Origin of the sequence: Achromobacter sp. SLBN-14 (genome assembly GCF_006715415.1) — a bacterium.
Taxonomy (GTDB): Bacteria; Pseudomonadota; Gammaproteobacteria; order Burkholderiales; family Burkholderiaceae_B; genus Achromobacter; species Achromobacter mucicolens.
The window spans coordinates 5852210-5869955 of the sequence record NZ_VFNE01000001.1; the positions used below are offsets into that span (position 1 = coordinate 5852210).

The window sequence follows — 17746 nt, forward strand, 5'->3', positions numbered from 1 at the left end:
GAGCCTGCCATGACCGATAAACGACGCCTTCCGCCGGGCCTGGACGCCCCGGCCATCCTGCGCGAAGCCGGGAAACTGCTGGACAAGCGCGTCGAGCAGCCGTCCCGCCGCGCCTTCCTGCGCCGCGGCCTGACATTAGGCGGCCTGGCCATGCTGTCGGGGTGCTCGCTGTCCGACGACGAGAGCGTCGAACAGGCACTGTCGGCCGTCTCACGCTTCAACGACCGCGTGCAGGGCTGGATCTTCGATCCCGCCAAACTTGCGCCGACCTATCCCGAATCCATGATCACCCGGCCGTTTCCCTTCAATGCCTTTTACGGCATCGACGAGGTGCCGCAGGTGGACGAGGCGTCGTTCCGGCTGGAAGTCACCGGCCTGGTGGCCGACAAGCGCCGCTGGCGGCTGGACGAGCTGCGCGCGATGGCGCAGGTGGACCAGGTCACCCGGCACATCTGCGTCGAAGGCTGGAGCGCCATCGGCAAATGGGGCGGCGTGCCGTTCGCGGATTTCTTGAAACGCGTCGGCGCCGACCTGTCGGCCAAGTATGTCGGCTTCAAGTGCGCCGACGACTACTACACCAGCATCGACATGCCCACCGCGCTGCATCCGCAGACGATCCTGGCCCTGACCTACGACGGCCGGACGCTGCCCCCCGAGTACGGCTTCCCCATGAAGCTGCGCATGCCTACCAAGCTTGGCTACAAGAACCCCAAGCACATCCAGGCAATTTTCGTCACCAACACCTACCCGGGCGGTTACTGGGAGGACCAGGGCTACAACTGGTTCGGCGGAAGCTAGGTGAATTCCCTTCTTTTTTCCCCTGAACAAAGGAACGCATCATGAGCAAACTGACCACCGCCGCCCTGTCCCTGTGCCTGGCCTTTGGCGCCACGGCCGCCCACGCCGCCGACGCCATGGGCAAGGAAGGCATGAGCAAGAGCGGCATGTCCAAGGAGACGCCGTCCCAGGACGGCATGAAGAAGGACTCGATGTCTCGCGATGGCATGTCGAAGGGCTCGATGTCCAAGGACTCCATGTCCAAGGACTCCATGTCGAAGGATTCGATGTCCAAGAACTCGATGTCCAAGGATTCCATGTCCAAGAATTCAATGTCCAAGGACGCGATGGGCAAGGACGGCATGTCCAAGGACGGCATGCAGAAGTAAACCCGCGCGGGGACCGCGTGAACCGGTCCCCGCCTGAACGAACCCGCACGGAATTCGCCATGAACCTCAAACGCAGACACTTTCTGGGGCTGGGCGGCGCGGCAGCCGCCGCCGCGGGCCTTGCCCCCTTGCTGGCCGCGCGCGGCGTCAGCGCGCAGGCGGCCCCGGCCACGGCATCGTTTCCCTACACGCTGACGGACGCGCAATGGCGCGAACGCCTGACGCGCGAGCAGTATCAGGTGCTGCGCCGCGACGGCACCGAGCGCCCCTACTCCAGCCCGCTCAACGACGAACACCGCAAGGGCACCTTCGCCTGCGCCGGCTGCGAACACCCCTTGTTCTCCTCCTCGACCAAGTTCGACAGCGGCACGGGCTGGCCCAGCTTCTGGCAGCCCCTGCCCCGCGCCGTCGGCGAAACGCGCGACCGCAGCTTCGGCATGATCCGCACGGCCGTCCACTGCGCCAATTGCGGCGGCCATCTGGGCCACGTGTTCGACGACGGCCCGCGCCCCACCGGCCTGCGCTACTGCATGAACGGCGTGGCGATGACCTTCGCCCCGCAAGCCTGATACGCGATCTGCATTCCTGAAAGGACCCGACATCATGTCCAAGCATCCCTCCCTGCGCCGGCTCTGCGCCGCGCTCGCCACCGCCGGCGGCCTCCTCATTTCAAGCGCCACGCCAGCCGCCGAACGGGCCTTCATCATCCCGCCGCCTGCCGCGGACCAGGCAGCCAGTGCGGCGGCAACCGCCACGCAGGAAAAAGCCGTCATCGCGGGCGGCTGCTTCTGGGGCGTGCAGGCCGTGTTCCAGCACGTGAAAGGCGTAAGCAACGCCGTATCGGGATATGCCGGCGGGCAGGCCGGCACGGCCAACTACAACGCCGTCGGCAGCGGCCGCACCGGCCACGCGGAAGCCGTGGAAATCACTTACGATCCGCGGCAGATCAGCTACGGCCAGCTGTTGCAGATCTATTTTTCGGTCGCTCACGATCCCACCCAGCTCAACCGCCAGGGCCCCGACCACGGCACGCAGTACCGGTCCGCTGTATTTCCCGCCAATGACAGCCAGCGCAAGGTGGCCGAGGCGTACATCGCGCAGCTCAACAAGACAGGGGTGTATCCCAAAGCGCTGGCCACCACCATTGAACCGCTGCAGGCCTTCTATCCCGCCGAGGACTATCACCAGGATTATCTGGTGCGCAATCCGAACAGCCTGTACATCGTGATCAATGACGTGCCCAAGGTGGAGAACCTGGCAAAGACGTTTCCGGATTGGTGGCGGGACAAGCCGGTGCTGGTGGGTGCGAAGCATTAAATTGGGGACGCCTGAGCGCCTGACAGCGAGCAACGTAAAATGTCAGGATTCCAGCCTCAATATGCTTCTCATATGAACCTTGATCGCCTGCGTCGCGAGTTTCCCGACTTCGACATCACCACCCTGCCGCCCCTTCCCGAAGGGTATTCAGACTCGTCGAGCTATATCGACGCAGCGCCTTCATTCACGAACGAGGCGCGTGGACTGAAGGTGTACGTCGACTACGCCAACTATGCCGACCGCGAATCCGGCCGGAGCCAGCGCTTCTGTGTGTCGCGCTACGACGAGGAAGCTGACGACTACGAGGATCTCGCCCTGTCGACCAACGATTGGGACGAGGTCACGCGCTTCCTGGCCACCTGAGCGTCCTGGCCGCGCCGCCACGTCACCCGAGGACCCGATGGCAGGTTCGCAAGTCCGAGTAACGCTGTCGCTGATCGCGCCCGCGCTGCTATTGATCTTCGGCGTTACCTTCCTCGCCATCTGGTTCTTCTTCCATCGCAAACGTTTCCTGCTGCACCTCGCCGCAGGCTGCGCGACGTTTGCGTGCGGAGCGATTTCACAAGTTCTGTACGTGCCCCGCGACACGGGGCTCAACGCGCTGGTTTCGGGTTTTCTGTACACGGCGGCGGCTTGCCTGGTCGTGCAGGGCGTGCTTGGACGCGCACGCGTTCGCGTGCCCTGGACCGCGTATGGCCTCTATGGCGCGGCGATCATGGCCGCGCTTTGGTACTTCTTCTACGTCGATCGCAACCTGCTCGTGCGCGTTTACGTGCTTAATGCAGGCTTCGGATTGCTGTTCTGCTATGCCGCGTGGCGCCTGCGGCGCGCTTCGTGTCAGCGCCCGATCGACAAGGCGCTTTTCCTTGTGGTGCTGCTTTTCGGCCTGCACTTTGTTCCGCGCACATTGCTGAGCATGGGCAGGCTGGCGCCACAGGGCGCGCTTGCGTTTGCCGACTCGGCATTCTGGCAAACGTTGCAGCTTTCTCTAGCGGTGTTCAGCGTTGCGCTGGCGCTCACGCTGCTGATTGCGATTGCAGCCGACGCCATCGACGAGGTCCGCAAGGAAGGCGACAAGGATTGGCTGACGGGCGTCTACAACCGGCGCGGCTTCGAAACACGCGTGCGCGCGCTCCAATCGAACGGACACGCCCCGGTGGCGCTCATCGTCTGCGATGTGGACAATTTCAAGCGCATCAATGATCTGCATGGGCACCAGAGCGGGGACCAGGTGCTCACGCAGGTGGCCAAGGTTCTTGAGCAAGCGGTGCGTAAGCACGACGTGCTTGGGCGCATCGGCGGCGAGGAATTCGGCATCTTCCTGCCGGACACCGATCTGCCCGAGGCCCTGCGCTGCGCGGAACGCCTGCGTGCCGCGGTGGAGCAAACCGTGCGGGATCCGGGCGGCGAGGCACCGGTCACGATCAGCGCGGGCGTGGCGCACACGGATCGCTTCGAATCCTGGGAAGCGATGTATCAAGAGGCTGACGCCAAGCTCTATCAAGCCAAGCGGGCCGGCCGGAACCGGATCATGGGCTGACGGGGTTTGCCTGCCCCTTCAGCCACCCCGCCACCGCCTGAACCGCCCCCGACGCCTCCCGCCCGGCGAACATCGCCAGGTGATACGTGTGCCCGTCGATCTCGGGCCCGAACGGCTGCGCCAGGTGCCCCGCCCGCAACTCATCATCCACCAGCGCCAAGCTGACCAACGCGATCCCGTGCCCGGCCACCGCAGCCTGTATCGCATGGCCTTCATCCGAGAACCGCAACTGCCCGGCTTCCGGCGGCAGCGGACGCCCGGCGATCGCGAACCAGCGCTCCCATGTCGGGTTGTCGGGTTGCGCGCGCTTCCAGTCAAAGCGGATCAGCGGCACCCGCGCCAGATCGTCGGGCGAGACGACGCCCAGGCGGGGATTGGCCACCGGTGCGAACCGGTCGGTGAACAAGGGCTGCACCGCCAGCCCGGGGTACGGCCCCCGGCCATAGCGGATGGCGATGTCGACGGCGGACGAGCGCAGATCGACAAGGTCGTCGCTGGCCTGCAGCTGCAGATCGATATCCGGATGCCGGCGCCGGAAATCGGCCATGCGCGGCACCAGCCACTTCACGGTGAAGGCGTTGGTTGCGGAAATGCTGACCTGCGCGCGCGTGCGCTGCTGCGTCAGGCGCGCCAGTGTCGCCTCGAATTTGTCGAAGCCATCCCGCAGCACCGGGTAAAGCTGCGCCCCGGCGTCGGTCAGCGTCACCTTGCGCACCTGGCGATCGAACAGCGCCAGGCCCGTTCCCGCTTCCAGCGCGCGGATCTGATGGCTGACGGCCGTCGGGGTGACGGCAAGTTCCTCGGCGGCGGCCTTGAAGCTGCCCAGGCGCGCGGCGGCCTCGAAGGCGCGCAGCGCGGAAAGCGGAAGGGACCGGCGTTGCATGGGCGGGGCTCACATAGATGAATTTTTCTCGTCTTATAGCTGACAAACGAACCTTTGTCACGGCCAGGCCGGAATTCTAAAGTTCAGTCACTGGGCGGCGCATCAACCGACAACCCCCGTCCGGATATAGATGAAGGAATTCGCATCATGCTCAAACAGGTCATCACCCAGCCCGACAACTACGCGCCCTTCCTGCTGTCGCAGGGCATCCAGTTCGGCAATCTGCTTTTCATCTCGGGCCAGGCCGGCGCCGCCGACGATGGGAGGATCGTGAAAGGCGGATTCCTGGCACAGGGCGAACAGGCGTTCAGTAATCTGCGCCGCGCGCTGGAAGCCGGCGGCTCGCGCCTGGAGGACGTCATCAAGGTCACCATCTTCGTGACCGACATGGGACATTTCGACGACGTGGTTGCCCTGCGCCGCAAGTTCTTTTCGGCGCCCTACCCGGCCGACACGATTGCCGAGATCAAGGCGCTGTACGATCCGGCCGCGATGATCGAGATCGAGGCCATCGCCGCGGTCCGCCCCACGGAGGGCCGCTGACATGACCGCCGCTACCGATCCACGGCAAGACGCGCAGCCCGCGCCCGCCGGCCTGTTCACGCCGCTGCGGGTGGGCCGCGTGGGCCTGCCCAACCGGCTGGCCGTCGCGCCCATGACCCGGGTCAGCGCCACCGCCGATGGCCTTGCCACGGCGCAGATGGCGGGCTACTACGAAGCGTTTGCGCGCGGCGGGTTCGGGTTGGTCATCACCGAAGGCATCTACACGGACAAGGCCCATGCGCAGGGGTACCTGTTCCAGCCCGGCCTGGCCGACGACGCGCAGCGCGATGCGTGGCGGCCCGTGGTGGACCGCGTGCATGCGCAAGGCGGGCGGATCTTTGCCCAGCTCATGCACGCCGGTGCGCTGTCGCAAGGCAATCCGCATCGTCCCGGGACAAAAGGCCCATCGGCCGTGTTGCCGGCCGGGCAGCAGATGACCTTCTATCGCGGCCAGGGTCCGTACCGGATGCCGCACGCGATGAACCTGGACGACATCGCCGAGGTGGTCGAAGGCTTTGCGCAGGCGGCCCGCCGCGCGCAGGAAGCGGGATTTGACGGCGTCGAGATACACGGGGCCAACGGATACCTGCTGGACCAGTTCCTTACGCGCCATACGAATCGGCGCGAGGACGGCTACGGCGGCAGTCTGGAGAACCGGCTACGGCTGACGGTGGACGTCATCCAGGCGGCGCGCCAATCGACATCGGGAACCTTCGTGGTCGGCGTGCGCACCTCGCAGGGCAAGGTGAATGACTTCACGCACAAGTGGGAAGGCGGCCAGGACGACGCGGCGCGGATCTTCGGCGCGCTGGGCGCGGCGCCCATCGATTACGTGCACACCACTGAGTTCGAGGCCTGGCGACCCGCCTTTGGCGACAGTGGCGCGAGCCTTGCGGCATTGGCGCGCCGCCATGTCCGGGTACCCGTGCTGGCAAACGGATCCCTGCACGATCCGCGCCAGGCCGAGGCCCTGCTGGCGCGCCAGGACGCGGATTTCGTGTCGCTGGGCCGCGGGGCGCTCACGCACGCCGACTGGCCTGCCCGGCTGCGCGCGGGCGCGCCGCACGAGGGCTTTGACCGGGGACTGCTGGCGCCGATTGCAGACCTGGACAACGCGGCGCGTCACCGGGCGGCGGCTGCGCCTGGCGCAGGCCGCGTTGAAAGCGCGGCCGCCGGGCACGCCTGAACGCCCCAGCGCGCCGGGTCAGCCGGGATGCCGCAACGCCTGGAAAATCCAGGTGCCGATGCCGGTAATCGCGGCGTCGCCATGCGGCAATCCCATCACCTGCAGCCCCAGCGGCAGGCCATCGACGGCCATCAACGGCACGTTGATCGCGGGCGCGCCCAGCAATGACGACGCGCAGGCAAACGAGACGTCGCCCGTCGGATACCGGGTGTCGCGGATGTCCGCCGCAATGGGCGCCGCGCCGCATGCATTCAGGCTGACCAGCGCGTCGCATTGCGTGGCCAGGGCCGCCAGGCATTGGCGCGCATGTTCGCGCAGCAGCAGGCATTCGCGGTAGTCCGCCAGCGTCATGGCGCGCCCGCTTTCCAGTTGCCGCACCAGGCTTGGGCCGAGCGTGTCGGGATGATTGGCGACCAGGTTGGCCAGCGACCAGCGCTGTTCCCAGGAAATGAGCCGCAACGACAAGGGCGCCGCTTGCGAGATGGCGCGCTCCAGCGCATCGACGAGCGCCGAATCGCCGCGCCGGATGATCGACACGCCTTGCCGCGAGAGCGCATCCAGGGTGGCCTCGAAAGCCTCGCGGGCCTGCGGTTCGGCGCGTGTCCACCCCTCGGTTTCCAGCGCAACGAGCCGCGCCGGCTTGCGTGCGGCCGGCGCCCGCAGCGGACCATAGAGGCCGGGGTGGCCGGGATCGCCGCCCGCCCGCAGGGCAATTTCCGCCGCCGCCGTCCACATGTCTTCGACGGAATTGGCATGGATGCCGATATGCGCCTGGCTCAACCCCAACCGCTCGCCACGATTGAGCGCGCCGAACGTCGGCTTCAAGGCCCAGTTGGCGTTGTAGCTGGCCGGCCGCAATACCGACCCCACCAGTTGCGAACCAATGGCCATGGGCACCATGTTGGCGCCCACCACGGCGGCCGACCCGCTGGACGATCCGCCCGGCGTGCGCCGCGGATCGAACGGATTGGTCGTCGGGCCGGGGTCCAGAAACCCCAGCGCCGTGGTGACCGTCTTGCCCAGGATGATCGCGCCGGCATCGCGCAGCGCACGGACCACGGCGCTGTCGTTCTTGGGGAAGTTGCCGTCAAAAGCGGCGCAGCCCATCTGCGTGGGCATGTCGCGCGTTTCGATCAGGTCCTTGATGCCGACGGGCATGCCGTCCATGGCGGACAGCGGCCGGCCGTCACGATAGCGCTGGGCGCTGGCGTCGGCGGCGGCCCGGGCGCCCGCCTCGTTCAGGACGACCCAGCCCTTGAGCTGGCCCTCTCGCGCGGCAATCACTTCCAGGCAGCGTTCCAGATAGTCGCGGGGCGTGTCGCGGCGGTCGGCAAACGCAGCGCGGGCGTCATGAAAAGTCAGGGCGGCGTGGGTGCTGGGATCGTAGGTCAAGGCGTGGCTCCGGTGGTCTTATTCACTGCTTTTGATGCCGAGGGTGCGAATCAGCGCGCTCCAGCGGGCATATTCGGCGCGGAAGAACGTATCGAATTCAGCGGGCGTGCCCGGCTGCACCTGCAGATTGATGCCCTTCAGGCGCTCCAGGATCGCGGGCTCGGCCAGGACCTCATTCAGGTCACGGTTGATCTTCTGCTTGATGTCGTCCGGCAGGCCGGCGGGCGCGAACAGGCCATACCAGGCTTCCAGGCGCAGTCCGGGCAGGCCGGCCTCGGCGGCGGTCGGCACGTCGGGCAAGGCTTCCAGGCGCTGCGGCGACGCCAGGGCATAGGCCTTGAGCTTTCCACCCTTCACATGATTGATGACGTTGCCCGACGCAAACTGCACCAGCAGGTCGACCTCGCCGCCGATGGCCGCCATCGAGGCCTCCAGCGCGCCCCGGTACGGCACGTGCATCACGTCCACCTGGGCCTCGCGCTTGAAGATTTCGGTAAACAGCTGCAGCGACGACCCCGAGCCGTTCGAGGCGTAGGTGTACTTGCCCGGCTCGGCGCGAAAGCGCTTGATCAGCGCGGACAGATCGGCATCGTCGATGCCCGGACGGGTCAGGACCAGGACGGGCAGGCTGCCGATCTTGCCGATGCGCGCGAGCCCGTTCTCGACATCGATCTTGGCATTGGGATTGAGGGCCGGCAGCGTGGCCAGCTCATTGAAGGTCAGCATCAGCGTGTAGCCGTCGGGCTTGGCCCGGGCCACGTAGTCGGCGCCGATAAGCGTGCCCGCGCCCGGCTTGTTCTCCACCACGACGGCCTGCCCCCAGCGCTGCGCGAGCCGGGGGCCGATCAACCGGGCAAGAATATCGGCGGTCCCGCCCGGCGTGGTCGGCACCACGATGCTGACGGGACGCTGCGGATAGTCGGCTGCCGACGCGGTCCCGGCCAGCACCGCGGCGCCGCAGAAGGCGGCAATTCCGATCCGTCGAACCAACGTTCTGAACATGGATTTCCCCTTATGGCTGTTCTTGGCCGCAAAGTCAGGCGGCTGTGCCATCTTGGGCGTTCGCGCGGCGGGGTTCAAACGACTTTATCTATGGCACACTTAACTTTTTGTTAACTGAACCACCGCGATGACCGCCCTGCCTCCGCTCAACGCGCTGCGCTGTTTCGAGGTCGCCGGCCGCCTGGGCAGCATCACCAGCGCGGCCGAGGAACTCAGCGTGACGCCCGCCGCCATCAGCCGCCAGATTCGTCTGCTGGAGGAACACCTGGGGCTCAAGCTGTTCCTGCGCCAGCACCGCCGCATCGTGCTCACCTCCATGGGTGCGGCGTATCACGCCGACATCGCGCGCTGCTTTGGCGGGCTGCAGCGCGCCACGTCCGAACTGGGCGAACGCTCTCGCCGCCGCCAATTCGTCATCAAGGCGCCACACAGCGTCGCCATGCGCTGGCTGCTGCCCCGGCTGTCGGGGTTTCACCGGCAGTATCCCGATATCGACGTCAAGCTCCACACGGCCGTGGACGCGCCCGACTTCGAACGCGAGGAAGTCGACGCCGGCATCTGCATGGGCGATGGCCGCTGGCGCGGCCTGCTGAGCTACAAGCTGATGGTCAATGAACTGCTGCCGGTCTGCGTGCCCGGCAAATGCGCGCGGCTGCGCACGCCCGCCGACCTGAAGAAAGAGATCCTGCTGCATACGCTGGCGCGCCCCGACTATTGGGAAATATGGCTGCAGGCCGCCGGACTGACCGGGATCGACGTCACGCGCGGCCTGCGCTATGAATCGTCCGCGCTGGCCTACGAGGCCGCGCTGGAGGGCTACGGCGTGGCCATCGCACAAAAGCCCCTGGTGCAGAAGGAGCTGGACGAAGGCCGGCTGGTGGCGCCCTTCGACCTGACCGTGGACCTGGGCGCGCAAAGCTATTATTTTGTCCTTCCCCCCGAAGACTACCGGCGGCCATCGCCCGAACTGACGCAGTTCCGCGCGTGGGCAGCCTCCTGCGCGATCTAGCGCTGGCGGACTTTCGCCGAAAGCGGATCCCGATGTCCCGGTCCGCCTGCCGCGTTAGGCTACATTGCAGGGTCGCCAACCCGGCCCGCAGCCCCCTACAAGCTGCGCATCACCCCTTGCAGGAGCCGTACCGCAGTGAATGACACCTCCACGCCGGACACCGACCTTTCCGACGCGCCCAAAGAACAGCAAGCCACGCTTTGGCGCGACGACGGCTGGACCGCGCGCATCATCAAGAACGAAGACGACGACGGCTGGGCCGTCGAAATGACGCTGGACGGCCAGGCCGAGCCCGCGTTGGTCGGGCCCTGGACCATGGGCCGCGACAAGAAGAACCCCAAGCCGCTCGACGCGCCGGCCTTCCACACGTTGGTCAAGACGGCCAACGAAGTCCTGCGCCGCCACGAACAGCAATTGCACGCCACGCTGCACAAGAGCGTGAAGATCGACGCCGCCGAAGGCCGCCTGACCGTCAAGCTGGACATCGTGCCCGACGAGGACGAACCCTACGCCACGCTCAGCGCCTACGACGAATTGGGCGAGCAGCTCGCCCAGATCCGCGTGCCGCCGACGTACAAGCTGAACGTGCAGCGGGCGTCGGATTGGGCAGCGGGCGGGTTTGGCCGCGAGGGCTGAGCCCCGGCCCTTGCGTGCGCGGCGGCGCTAGCCCTGCTCCGCTTCCGCGTCCCACTCGTCATCGCCGGCGTGCACGGCGCGCAGCAGCCGTCCCAGATGCCCGCTGCTGGAAAATCCCAGGTCGGCGCTGACGCTTGCGACGGATTCGCCAAGCGCAAGCCGCCGGCGCGCCGTCTGCGCCAGCACGAAGCGGCGCAGCGTGATGGGAGAGCGCCCATAGGTCTCGATGCAGGCGCGCTGCAAGCTGCGCGTGGTCGCGCCCAGCATGCTGGCCGACTCCGCAATCGCAGGCAGCGGCAGCCCCGCGTCCAGGCGATCGCGCAGCAGCGCCAGCCATTGCCGGGCGAGCGGCAGCGGCGGCTGCGGTGCGCGCGTGCGGGCCTGCAGGCGGGAGCCGGCGTCAAGCTGCGCAATTAGCGCCTGAACCAGCATCGGCAGCGCTGACGCCGACATCGCCGGCATCCATAGCGCATCAAGCATGGCTTGCGCCGCGCCATCCAGTTGCAGCACGCCGTCCGCCCCGCAGCTTCGCAGCAATTCGGGCGCCAGATAGAGCTCGCCATGCTGCTGCGTCACGCTTTCTGCGCGCGTGCTGTGCTGGACATGGGATGGCAGCAGCAAGGCCTGTCCGCGCACCAGCCGGCAACGCCGGCGCGCGCCCTCCTCGTCGCGCCAGGCGCTATCCAGGGCGCCGGCGCGCGGCCACAGCAACATGGCGCAATCGTGTTCATGCCATTGAAACGCGTAGCGCGGCTGCCGGCTGGCCGCGAGCGCGAAGCCGGTCTGGGCAATCAGGCCTTGTTTGGAAGATAGCGGGATGGAACGCATCATGACGGCGGGCAAGACAAGCGCCGAGTCAGGCCACGCTGGCAACGGCGGAATGGGGCGTTCGGCCAGTATCGGCGCGTGGCGGCTTTCCCGCAAGCGCGGCGGGGCGCCAACACCCGCCCCTGTCGCGTACGGGATCATTCCATGTCGCACCGCGGTTCGCTGCCGTCCGGACGTCTTGCTTACGATCTGGGTCATTCAAACCAGCACAAGGGGAAGTAGATGATCCGCGCACTGCCCGCCGCATTGCTATCGGCCGCCGTCTTGGCCTTGCCGGCCACCGGCGCCCTGGCCGAGTCCGCATGGCCCGACAAACCCATTACCCTGATCGTTCCTTTCCCGCCGGGCGGGGGCACGGACCTGGTCGTGCGCACCTTGCAGCCCGCGTTGTCGCGCGAGCTGGGCCAGAACGTGATCATCCAGAACACCGGCGGCGCCGGCGGCACGGTGGGTTCCGGGCAGGCTGCCCGCGCGCGGCCGGACGGCTACACGGCCCTGGCGGTGACGACCAGCACCACCGCGCTCAGCGCCAGCCTGTACAAGAAGCTGCCCTACAACCCGGAAAAGGATTTCGACTACATCGGCTTCATCGGCACCTCGCCTTATGTGCTGGCGGTGCAACCGGCCTTGAAGGCGGCCACGGTCGACACGCTGACCGACGCCTTGAAGGCGCGCCGCACCGGCACGTTCGCGTCGGTGGGCGCGGGCACCGTGTCGCATCTGCTTGGCGAAATGTTCACGAAGGACAAGAAGCTGGACCTCACGCACGTGCCGTATCGCGGCGCGGCCCCCGCGTATACCGACCTGATCGGCGGGCAGGTGGACATCATGTTCGACAATCCGGTGGGGCTGGCGCCGTTCGTGCAGAGCGGCAAGCTGGTGGCCGTGGCCACCACAAGTCCCACGCCGATCCTGCCGGGCGTGCCGACCTTTGCCTCCCAAGGCATGCCGGCCTATACGCAGGTGCTGTGGTATGGCCTGGCCTTTCCCAAGCAGACGCCCGATGCGATCGTGCAAAAGATGAATGCCGCACTCAACGCGGCACTGCGAGATCCGGCCGTGGCCTCGGACCTGGCCGCCAAGGGCGTGGACGGGCGTCCGGGCACGTCCGAAGCCCTGACGCAAGCCGTTTCACACGACCTTGCCTTCTGGGGCGACCTCATCACCAAGACCGGAGTCCAGTTTGACTAAGCCCGCCTTCCCTACCGCGCCCGCCGAGCCGCCCCCCCGCCAGGCGATCCTGCTGCGCGTATTCGTCGATACGTCCCAGCCCCGCCAAGGCGGAAACCCGGTGCCGCTGGTGCTTGACGCGCAGGGCATGACCGCCAGCGACATGCAGGCCCTGGCCGCGCACCACGGCCACGAGTCGTCCTTCGTTGTGCCGGCCGATGGCGATGACCATCTGTGCCAATTGCGATTCTTCGTGCCCGGCCACGAAATGGAGATGTGTGGACACGCAACCGTGGGCACGCTCTGGGCCCTGCGGCAGTGGGGACGCTGGACGACGCCGCGCACACGTGTTCAGACCCTGAGCGGCAGCGTGGACATCGAATGGGACGACGCTGGCAATCGCGCCTGGGTGTCGCAGCCTGCCGTGGCCACCTCAGCGCTCACACCGGCGCAATGCCGCGCGATCGCCGAGGTGCTGCGCATCGATCCGGACTTGCCCGGCCTGCACATGATCAATGCCAGCACCAGCCGCGTGAAGACGTTGGTACGGCTGCCGGGCATGGCCGAGCTGAACGCCCTGACGCCCGACTTCGAAGCGATGCGGGACCTCTGCGAGGCCATCGGCTCGACCGGTCTCTACCCCTATGCGCTGATGACGGACGGCGCCAGCGCGCGGCAATTTCCCAAGGCTTCTGGCTACCCCGAGGATGCGGCCACCGGCATCGCGGCCGCCGCCTTGTGGGGCTACCTGAACGAGACGGGCAGCGTGCCGGCGGATGGGGTGTACACGGTCCGCCAGGGCGTGGCCATGGGATCGCCCTCGGCAATCCAGTTGCGCCGGCGCGGCGACGCCGCCGGGTGTTGGCTGAGCGGCGAAACGCAATGGATGCGGTGACCCGCCTCTGTACGGCCGAGTCGCGGCTGGCGGCAGCCGGCTGGCGCCTGCCCGCCGCGCCGGTTCCGCGTGGCGCCTATGCGCCCTACCACCTGGCGGCACTGTCAGGCGCAACACTGATCTGCGTCAGCGGCCAGGCCAGCCGGCGGGACGGCACACCCATCGTCGGAACATGCCGGCCGGGCGCCGACCTGGACGCGGCCCGGGCGGCCTGCGCGCACGCGGCGCTGAGCGCGCTGAGCGCCCTGCGCGAGGCCAGCGGCGGCAACCTGGACCGCGTACGCGCCATCGTGCAGCTGCGCGGCTATCTGCGCAGCGAGGCGGAATTCGAACACCACAGCGCGGTGCTGGACGGCGCGTCACAGGTGCTTGAGGCCGCATTCCCGCATATGCCGCGCCCGGCGCGCAGCGCGGTGGGCGTGACCAGCCTGCCGGGCCGCAGCTGGGCCGAGATCGAAATCAGCGCGCTGCTGGACGACCGCGGCTGATCCCCCGGCGCCGACCCGCCCGCTTTCTGGCGGGCGGCATTGACGCGACGATACCGGTACGACTGAACCACCGCCCCCCCCGGGCGACTGGGTCAGTGCCCGGTCGAATCGCCCTGACGGCTGGCCTCGAACAAGAACCACGTGCGCCGCTCGGTCTCGTCGATCCAGTTTTCGATCAGGCTGGAACTGGCGATGTCGCGATGCTCGTCGGTGACGTTGTGCGCCTCGCGCAGCGTTGCCGCCAGCACCTTGTTGTCTTCCCGCAGCTCGGCCAGCATGTCCAGCGGCTGCACGAAGTCGGCGTCGTTGTCCGAGATGCGCTGCGAGCGCGAGATGTGGCCGATGGACCGCAGCGTCGTGCCTCCAATCTTGCGGATGCGCTCGGCGATGGGGTCCGTCATGGCGAACAGCTGGTCGCCCTGCTCGTCCAGCAACAGGTGGTAGTCCCGGAAGTGGGGCCCACTGACGTGCCAATGAAAGTTCTTGGTCTTCAGGTACAGGGCGAACACGTCGGCCAGCACCTGATTCAGCACGGCGGAGATGTCGCGGGTAGCGTCGGCCGCCAGGTCGGTGGGCGTCGCCAGCGGCGCCTTGCGGCGCACCTTCAGCGCCTTGGTGGTCTTCTCATTCAGTTTCTTGGCCATGAATCGAACCTTTAGGAGATGAATTGGAAAACACGGTCGCGGCGCGGTTGCAACCGCCCGCGAGGCACAGCGTAAATCTCCGGATGCGCTTTGCCAATGCCCGGCGCAGCGAAGGAGTATGCTACGCCGCTTCGCATCCCCCTGATCCCTTCCCACCATGCGCGGCAATCCCGACGCCAGGCAAGGCGCCATCGCGTTGCACGGGTTCTATTTCCTGTATTACGGCCTGCAGGGCGTCAGCATTCCCTTCCTGCCCTTGTGGTTCGCCAGCCGGGGATTGGACCCGGCCCTGATCGGGCTGATCGTCGCCACGTCGTTCCTGCCCAAGATCGTGTCGACGCCGATCGTGGCGCACATCGCGGACCAGACGGGCCGCGCCCACGCGCTGATCGCGTCGGCGCTCGCGGCGTCCCTGGTTCTTTTCGTGTGCTATCCGTTCAGCCAGACTTCAGCCTGGCTGCTGGCCATCACGCTGTTGCTGAACGCGGTGTTCCCGGCCGTGCTGCCGCTGATGGACCGCATGGCCATCGCGAGCGGGCGCGGACAGGGCAATTCCTACACGGTGATGCGCGCCTGCGGCTCGCTGGGCTTTGCCACGGTGACGGTGGCGGGCGGCTATCTGATCAAGACGTTCGACGCAGATTGGGTGATGTGGCTGTCGATCCTGCTGATCGTCGCGTGCCTGGCCTGCGTGCGTCTGCTGCCGCGGGCGGCGCGGCCGGCGCCTCAGGAATCCCAGGCGGACCGCGTCCGGGTGCCGATGCGCGAAGTGCTGCGCGACCGCCCCTTGCTGCTGTGCATCGCCGCGGCCTCGCTGGTGCAGGCAAGCAACGGCTTCCTGTATTCCTATTCGACGCTGTACTGGACCGCGAGCGGCCTGTCGACGGCGATGATTTCGCTGTTGTGGGTAGTGGGCGTGGCAAGCGAGGTCCTGTTCTTCTTTCTGGCGCCGCGCATCCTGGCGCGCACGGGTGCGCAGTGGCTGATCCTGGCCTCGGCCGTCATGACGGCGATCCGTTGGGCGGGCCTGTCCGCCACCACCGACCCCACGCTGATCGCGGGCTTGCAGTTGCTGCAGTGCTTCACCTTGGCCGGCAACAATGCCGCCATCATGTGGTACATCACCCGCCGCGCGCCCGCCGCCTGCAAGACTTCGGCAATCGCGCTGTACGCCATGCTGTCGGGCGGCGTGTTCATGTTCGCCAGCATTCAGCTCGGCGGCGCGCTGTACCGCAGCTTCGCCCCGGGCGGCTTTCTGGTGATGGCGCTGTGCGCGGCCGCGGCCGCACCATTGGTGATGGTCTCGGAGAAACTGCGGCGGCGCGAGGCGAGCTGAACGTGGCGTTGGCGTTCAGCGCGTGCGCGGGGCGGCGATGACATCGCGCGATTCGCCGCTGACGCCAGAACCGCGCTTGAATGCTGCCGCGTTATGGCCAAACTGTTCGCGGTAGGCGGCCGGACTGGTCAGCACGATACGCCGGAAGTGCCGGCGCATGGACTCCTCGGAGCCAAACCCGGCCAGCTCGGCAATGCGGCCCACGGACAAACGCGCCTGCGATTCAAGCATTTCACGGGCGGCGGCCACGCGTTCGCGGATCAGCCATTCATAGGGAGCCATGCCGGTGGCCTCTTGGAATTGCCGTTGCAGCGTGCGCGGACTCATCGCGGCGCGGTCCGCCAGCGACCGCAACGTATGCGGCGACGTGCAATGCTGCCGCATCCAGTCCATCAACTTGGCCAGGCGCCCGCTTTCGTCGGAAGGCATGGGCCGCGGCACGAACTGCGCCTGCCCTCCTTCGCGGTGCGGCGCCACCACGAGCCGCTGCGCGACCCGATTGGCCACCGCCCCACCGTAGTCGCGGCGCACCAGGTGAAGCAGCATGTCCAGCCCGGCCGCGGACCCAGCCGACGTGATGATCTGTCCGTCATCCACATACAACGCATCGGGTTGAACCCGCACCTGCGGGTAACGCTGCTGCAGCTTTGCGGCATATCGCCAGTGGGTGGTCACGGTCTTCCCGTCGAGCACGCCGGCGGCGGCCAGAACAAAAACGCCGGAACAGATCGAACAGAGCCTTGCCCCGCGCTGATACGCCGCGCGAAGCTTCTTTAGCAACGGCGCGGGCGGCAATTCGTCGGCATCGCGCCAACCGGGCACGACGATGGTGTCGGCACGATCAAGCAACTTGAGGGTATAAGGCGCGGCCACGGTAATGCCGCCGGCGGCGCGCAGCGGGCCAGGCTCGCTGGCGCACACGGCGAATCGATACCAATCGACGTCAAGCTCTGGACGCTCGAGCGCGAACAACTCGGTCACGCAGCCGAATTCGAAAGTACAGAGCCGGTCGTAAGCCAGCGCGACAACGAGGTGATTTCTCATGGCGTAATATTACCGGCAAATGTCATTTACGCCACTTATCGGCGAGGCGGCGCGACGCCAGAATGGGGCTTCTGGATCTTGCTTCCAGATGCCACTAATCCTCCTTTTAAGAGTTCCAACATGCCCACGACCAACGCCGTCACCGCCATCCCCGCCGCCGACAGCGCAACCGCCCTCGCCCACTTTCACGCGTCGCTGCAATTCGAGACCGATTGCGCCGACGTGGCAGGCGCCCTCGCCTCGGGCACCCCGGGCTTCGTGCTGCTGGACGTGCGCAGCCCGGCGCTATTCGCCCAGAGCCATGTCCCGGGCGCGCTGAACCTGCCGCACGGCAAGATCGTCGAATCGAAACTGGTCAACTATCCGGCCGACACGCTCTTTGTCACGTACTGCGCGGGTCCACACTGCAACGGGGCCACACGAGGCGCACTGCGGTTGGCGCAGTTAAGCCGTCCCGTGAAGGTGATGACTGGCGGCATCACCGGCTGGGTCGACGAAGGGTTGCCGCTTGAGGGCTGCGTGGCAGGCCGGATTGAGGGTGAGCGCAGAAGTGCCTGAGATGGGCGTTGAATTGTGAGTTGGCTGATGCTGGTGTTTAACGGTTGCTGGTTGCTGGTGGCTGGTGCGGGTGCGGGTGCTGGTGCTGGTGCTGGTGCTGGTGCTGGTG

Annotated in this window: 21 protein-coding genes; 15 read left to right on the forward strand and 6 right to left on the reverse strand. The window is 67.0% G+C overall.

Annotation, left to right across the window (positions count from 1 at the left end):
- The first annotated feature begins 9 nt into the window (after positions 1-9).
- From FBY20_RS26855 to FBY20_RS26880, 6 genes are all read left to right on the forward strand, one after another.
- A complete protein-coding gene (locus FBY20_RS26855; protein WP_142055593.1) occupies positions 10-798 on the forward strand; it encodes a molybdopterin-dependent oxidoreductase in 789 nt (262 codons plus the stop codon).
- Positions 799-839: 41 nt separating this feature from the next.
- Complete coding sequence (locus FBY20_RS26860; RefSeq protein WP_142055595.1) at positions 840-1166, forward strand: pentapeptide MXKDX repeat protein; 327 nt, start codon at positions 840-842, stop codon at positions 1164-1166.
- A 59-nt stretch (positions 1167-1225) separates the two neighbouring features.
- On the forward strand, positions 1226-1735 hold the full coding sequence (gene msrB, locus FBY20_RS26865) for a peptide-methionine (R)-S-oxide reductase MsrB (protein ID WP_142055597.1): 510 nt from the start codon (positions 1226-1228) through the stop codon (positions 1733-1735).
- Positions 1736-1769: 34 nt separating this feature from the next.
- Positions 1770-2483, forward strand: a complete 714-nt coding sequence (gene msrA, locus FBY20_RS26870) for a peptide-methionine (S)-S-oxide reductase MsrA (RefSeq protein WP_142055599.1) — start codon at positions 1770-1772, stop codon at positions 2481-2483.
- A 72-nt stretch (positions 2484-2555) separates the two neighbouring features.
- A complete protein-coding gene (locus tag FBY20_RS26875) occupies positions 2556-2846 on the forward strand; it encodes a hypothetical protein (RefSeq protein ID WP_056317005.1) in 291 nt (96 codons plus the stop codon).
- Positions 2847-2883: 37 nt separating this feature from the next.
- Positions 2884-4023, forward strand: coding sequence for a diguanylate cyclase (locus tag FBY20_RS26880; protein ID WP_142055601.1), 1140 nt, complete (start codon positions 2884-2886; stop codon positions 4021-4023).
- On the opposite strand, the gene FBY20_RS26885 is transcribed toward FBY20_RS26880, so the two are convergent.
- A complete protein-coding gene (locus FBY20_RS26885; RefSeq protein WP_142055603.1) occupies positions 4013-4906 on the reverse strand; it encodes a LysR substrate-binding domain-containing protein in 894 nt (297 codons plus the stop codon). The two genes, FBY20_RS26880 and FBY20_RS26885, sit on opposite strands and share 11 nt — an antisense overlap.
- Positions 4907-5053: 147 nt before the next feature.
- Between FBY20_RS26885 and FBY20_RS26890 the strand changes: the two genes are divergently transcribed.
- On the forward strand, positions 5054-5449 hold the full coding sequence (locus tag FBY20_RS26890; protein WP_142055605.1) for a RidA family protein: 396 nt from the start codon (positions 5054-5056) through the stop codon (positions 5447-5449).
- 1 nt (position 5450) lies between these two features.
- Positions 5451-6635 (forward strand): NADH:flavin oxidoreductase, encoded by a 1185-nt coding sequence (locus tag FBY20_RS26895; protein WP_142055607.1) that lies wholly within the window; start codon positions 5451-5453, stop codon positions 6633-6635.
- Positions 6636-6653: 18 nt separating this feature from the next.
- Here FBY20_RS26895 and FBY20_RS26900 read toward each other — a convergent pair whose 3' ends face one another.
- A complete protein-coding gene (locus tag FBY20_RS26900) occupies positions 6654-8027 on the reverse strand; it encodes an amidase (RefSeq protein ID WP_142055609.1) in 1374 nt (457 codons plus the stop codon).
- Between the two features lie 18 nt (positions 8028-8045).
- Complete coding sequence (locus FBY20_RS26905; protein ID WP_056316992.1) at positions 8046-9029, reverse strand: tripartite tricarboxylate transporter substrate binding protein; 984 nt, start codon at positions 9027-9029, stop codon at positions 8046-8048.
- Positions 9030-9156: 127 nt separating this feature from the next.
- On the opposite strand from FBY20_RS26905, the gene gcvA reads away from it, so the two are divergent.
- Entirely contained in the window at positions 9157-10038 is an 882-nt protein-coding gene (gene gcvA / locus FBY20_RS26910) for a transcriptional regulator GcvA (RefSeq protein ID WP_142055611.1), read from the forward strand.
- 135 nt (positions 10039-10173) lie between these two features.
- The gene (locus FBY20_RS26915; protein WP_056316987.1) at positions 10174-10674 is read left to right on the forward strand and encodes a hypothetical protein; all 501 of its coding nucleotides are present in this window, start codon (positions 10174-10176) and stop codon (positions 10672-10674) included.
- 27 nt (positions 10675-10701) lie between these two features.
- Here the strand turns inward: FBY20_RS26915 and FBY20_RS26920 are convergent, their stop codons facing one another.
- Positions 10702-11505 (reverse strand): helix-turn-helix transcriptional regulator, encoded by an 804-nt coding sequence (locus FBY20_RS26920; RefSeq protein ID WP_142055613.1) that lies wholly within the window; start codon positions 11503-11505, stop codon positions 10702-10704.
- Between the two features lie 219 nt (positions 11506-11724).
- Between FBY20_RS26920 and FBY20_RS26925 the strand changes: the two genes are divergently transcribed.
- The 3 genes from FBY20_RS26925 to FBY20_RS26935 are packed head-to-tail and all read left to right on the forward strand — an operon-like array spanning position 11725 to position 14055.
- Positions 11725-12693 (forward strand): tripartite tricarboxylate transporter substrate binding protein, encoded by a 969-nt coding sequence (locus FBY20_RS26925; RefSeq protein ID WP_142055615.1) that lies wholly within the window; start codon positions 11725-11727, stop codon positions 12691-12693.
- Entirely contained in the window at positions 12686-13567 is an 882-nt protein-coding gene (locus FBY20_RS26930) for a PhzF family phenazine biosynthesis protein (protein WP_142055617.1), read from the forward strand. The genes FBY20_RS26925 and FBY20_RS26930 overlap by 8 nt, the downstream gene beginning before the upstream one ends.
- On the forward strand, positions 13555-14055 hold the full coding sequence (locus FBY20_RS26935; protein ID WP_142055619.1) for a RidA family protein: 501 nt from the start codon (positions 13555-13557) through the stop codon (positions 14053-14055). Before FBY20_RS26930 ends, FBY20_RS26935 begins: the two co-directional genes overlap by 13 nt.
- 92 nt (positions 14056-14147) lie before the next feature.
- Here the strand turns inward: FBY20_RS26935 and FBY20_RS26940 are convergent, their stop codons facing one another.
- On the reverse strand, positions 14148-14699 hold the full coding sequence (locus FBY20_RS26940) for a Dps family protein (protein WP_056316975.1): 552 nt from the start codon (positions 14697-14699) through the stop codon (positions 14148-14150).
- Between the two features lie 157 nt (positions 14700-14856).
- Between FBY20_RS26940 and FBY20_RS26945 the strand changes: the two genes are divergently transcribed.
- Positions 14857-16035 (forward strand): MFS transporter, encoded by a 1179-nt coding sequence (locus FBY20_RS26945; protein ID WP_142055621.1) that lies wholly within the window; start codon positions 14857-14859, stop codon positions 16033-16035.
- Positions 16036-16050: 15 nt separating this feature from the next.
- Here FBY20_RS26945 and ftrA read toward each other — a convergent pair whose 3' ends face one another.
- Positions 16051-17079 (reverse strand): transcriptional regulator FtrA, encoded by a 1029-nt coding sequence (gene ftrA / locus FBY20_RS26950; protein ID WP_142055623.1) that lies wholly within the window; start codon positions 17077-17079, stop codon positions 16051-16053.
- Between the two features lie 120 nt (positions 17080-17199).
- Here ftrA and FBY20_RS26955 point away from each other — a divergent pair, with 120 nt between their 5' ends.
- Positions 17200-17637, forward strand: coding sequence for a rhodanese-like domain-containing protein (locus tag FBY20_RS26955; protein WP_142055625.1), 438 nt, complete (start codon positions 17200-17202; stop codon positions 17635-17637).
- Positions 17638-17746 lie beyond the last annotated feature (109 nt).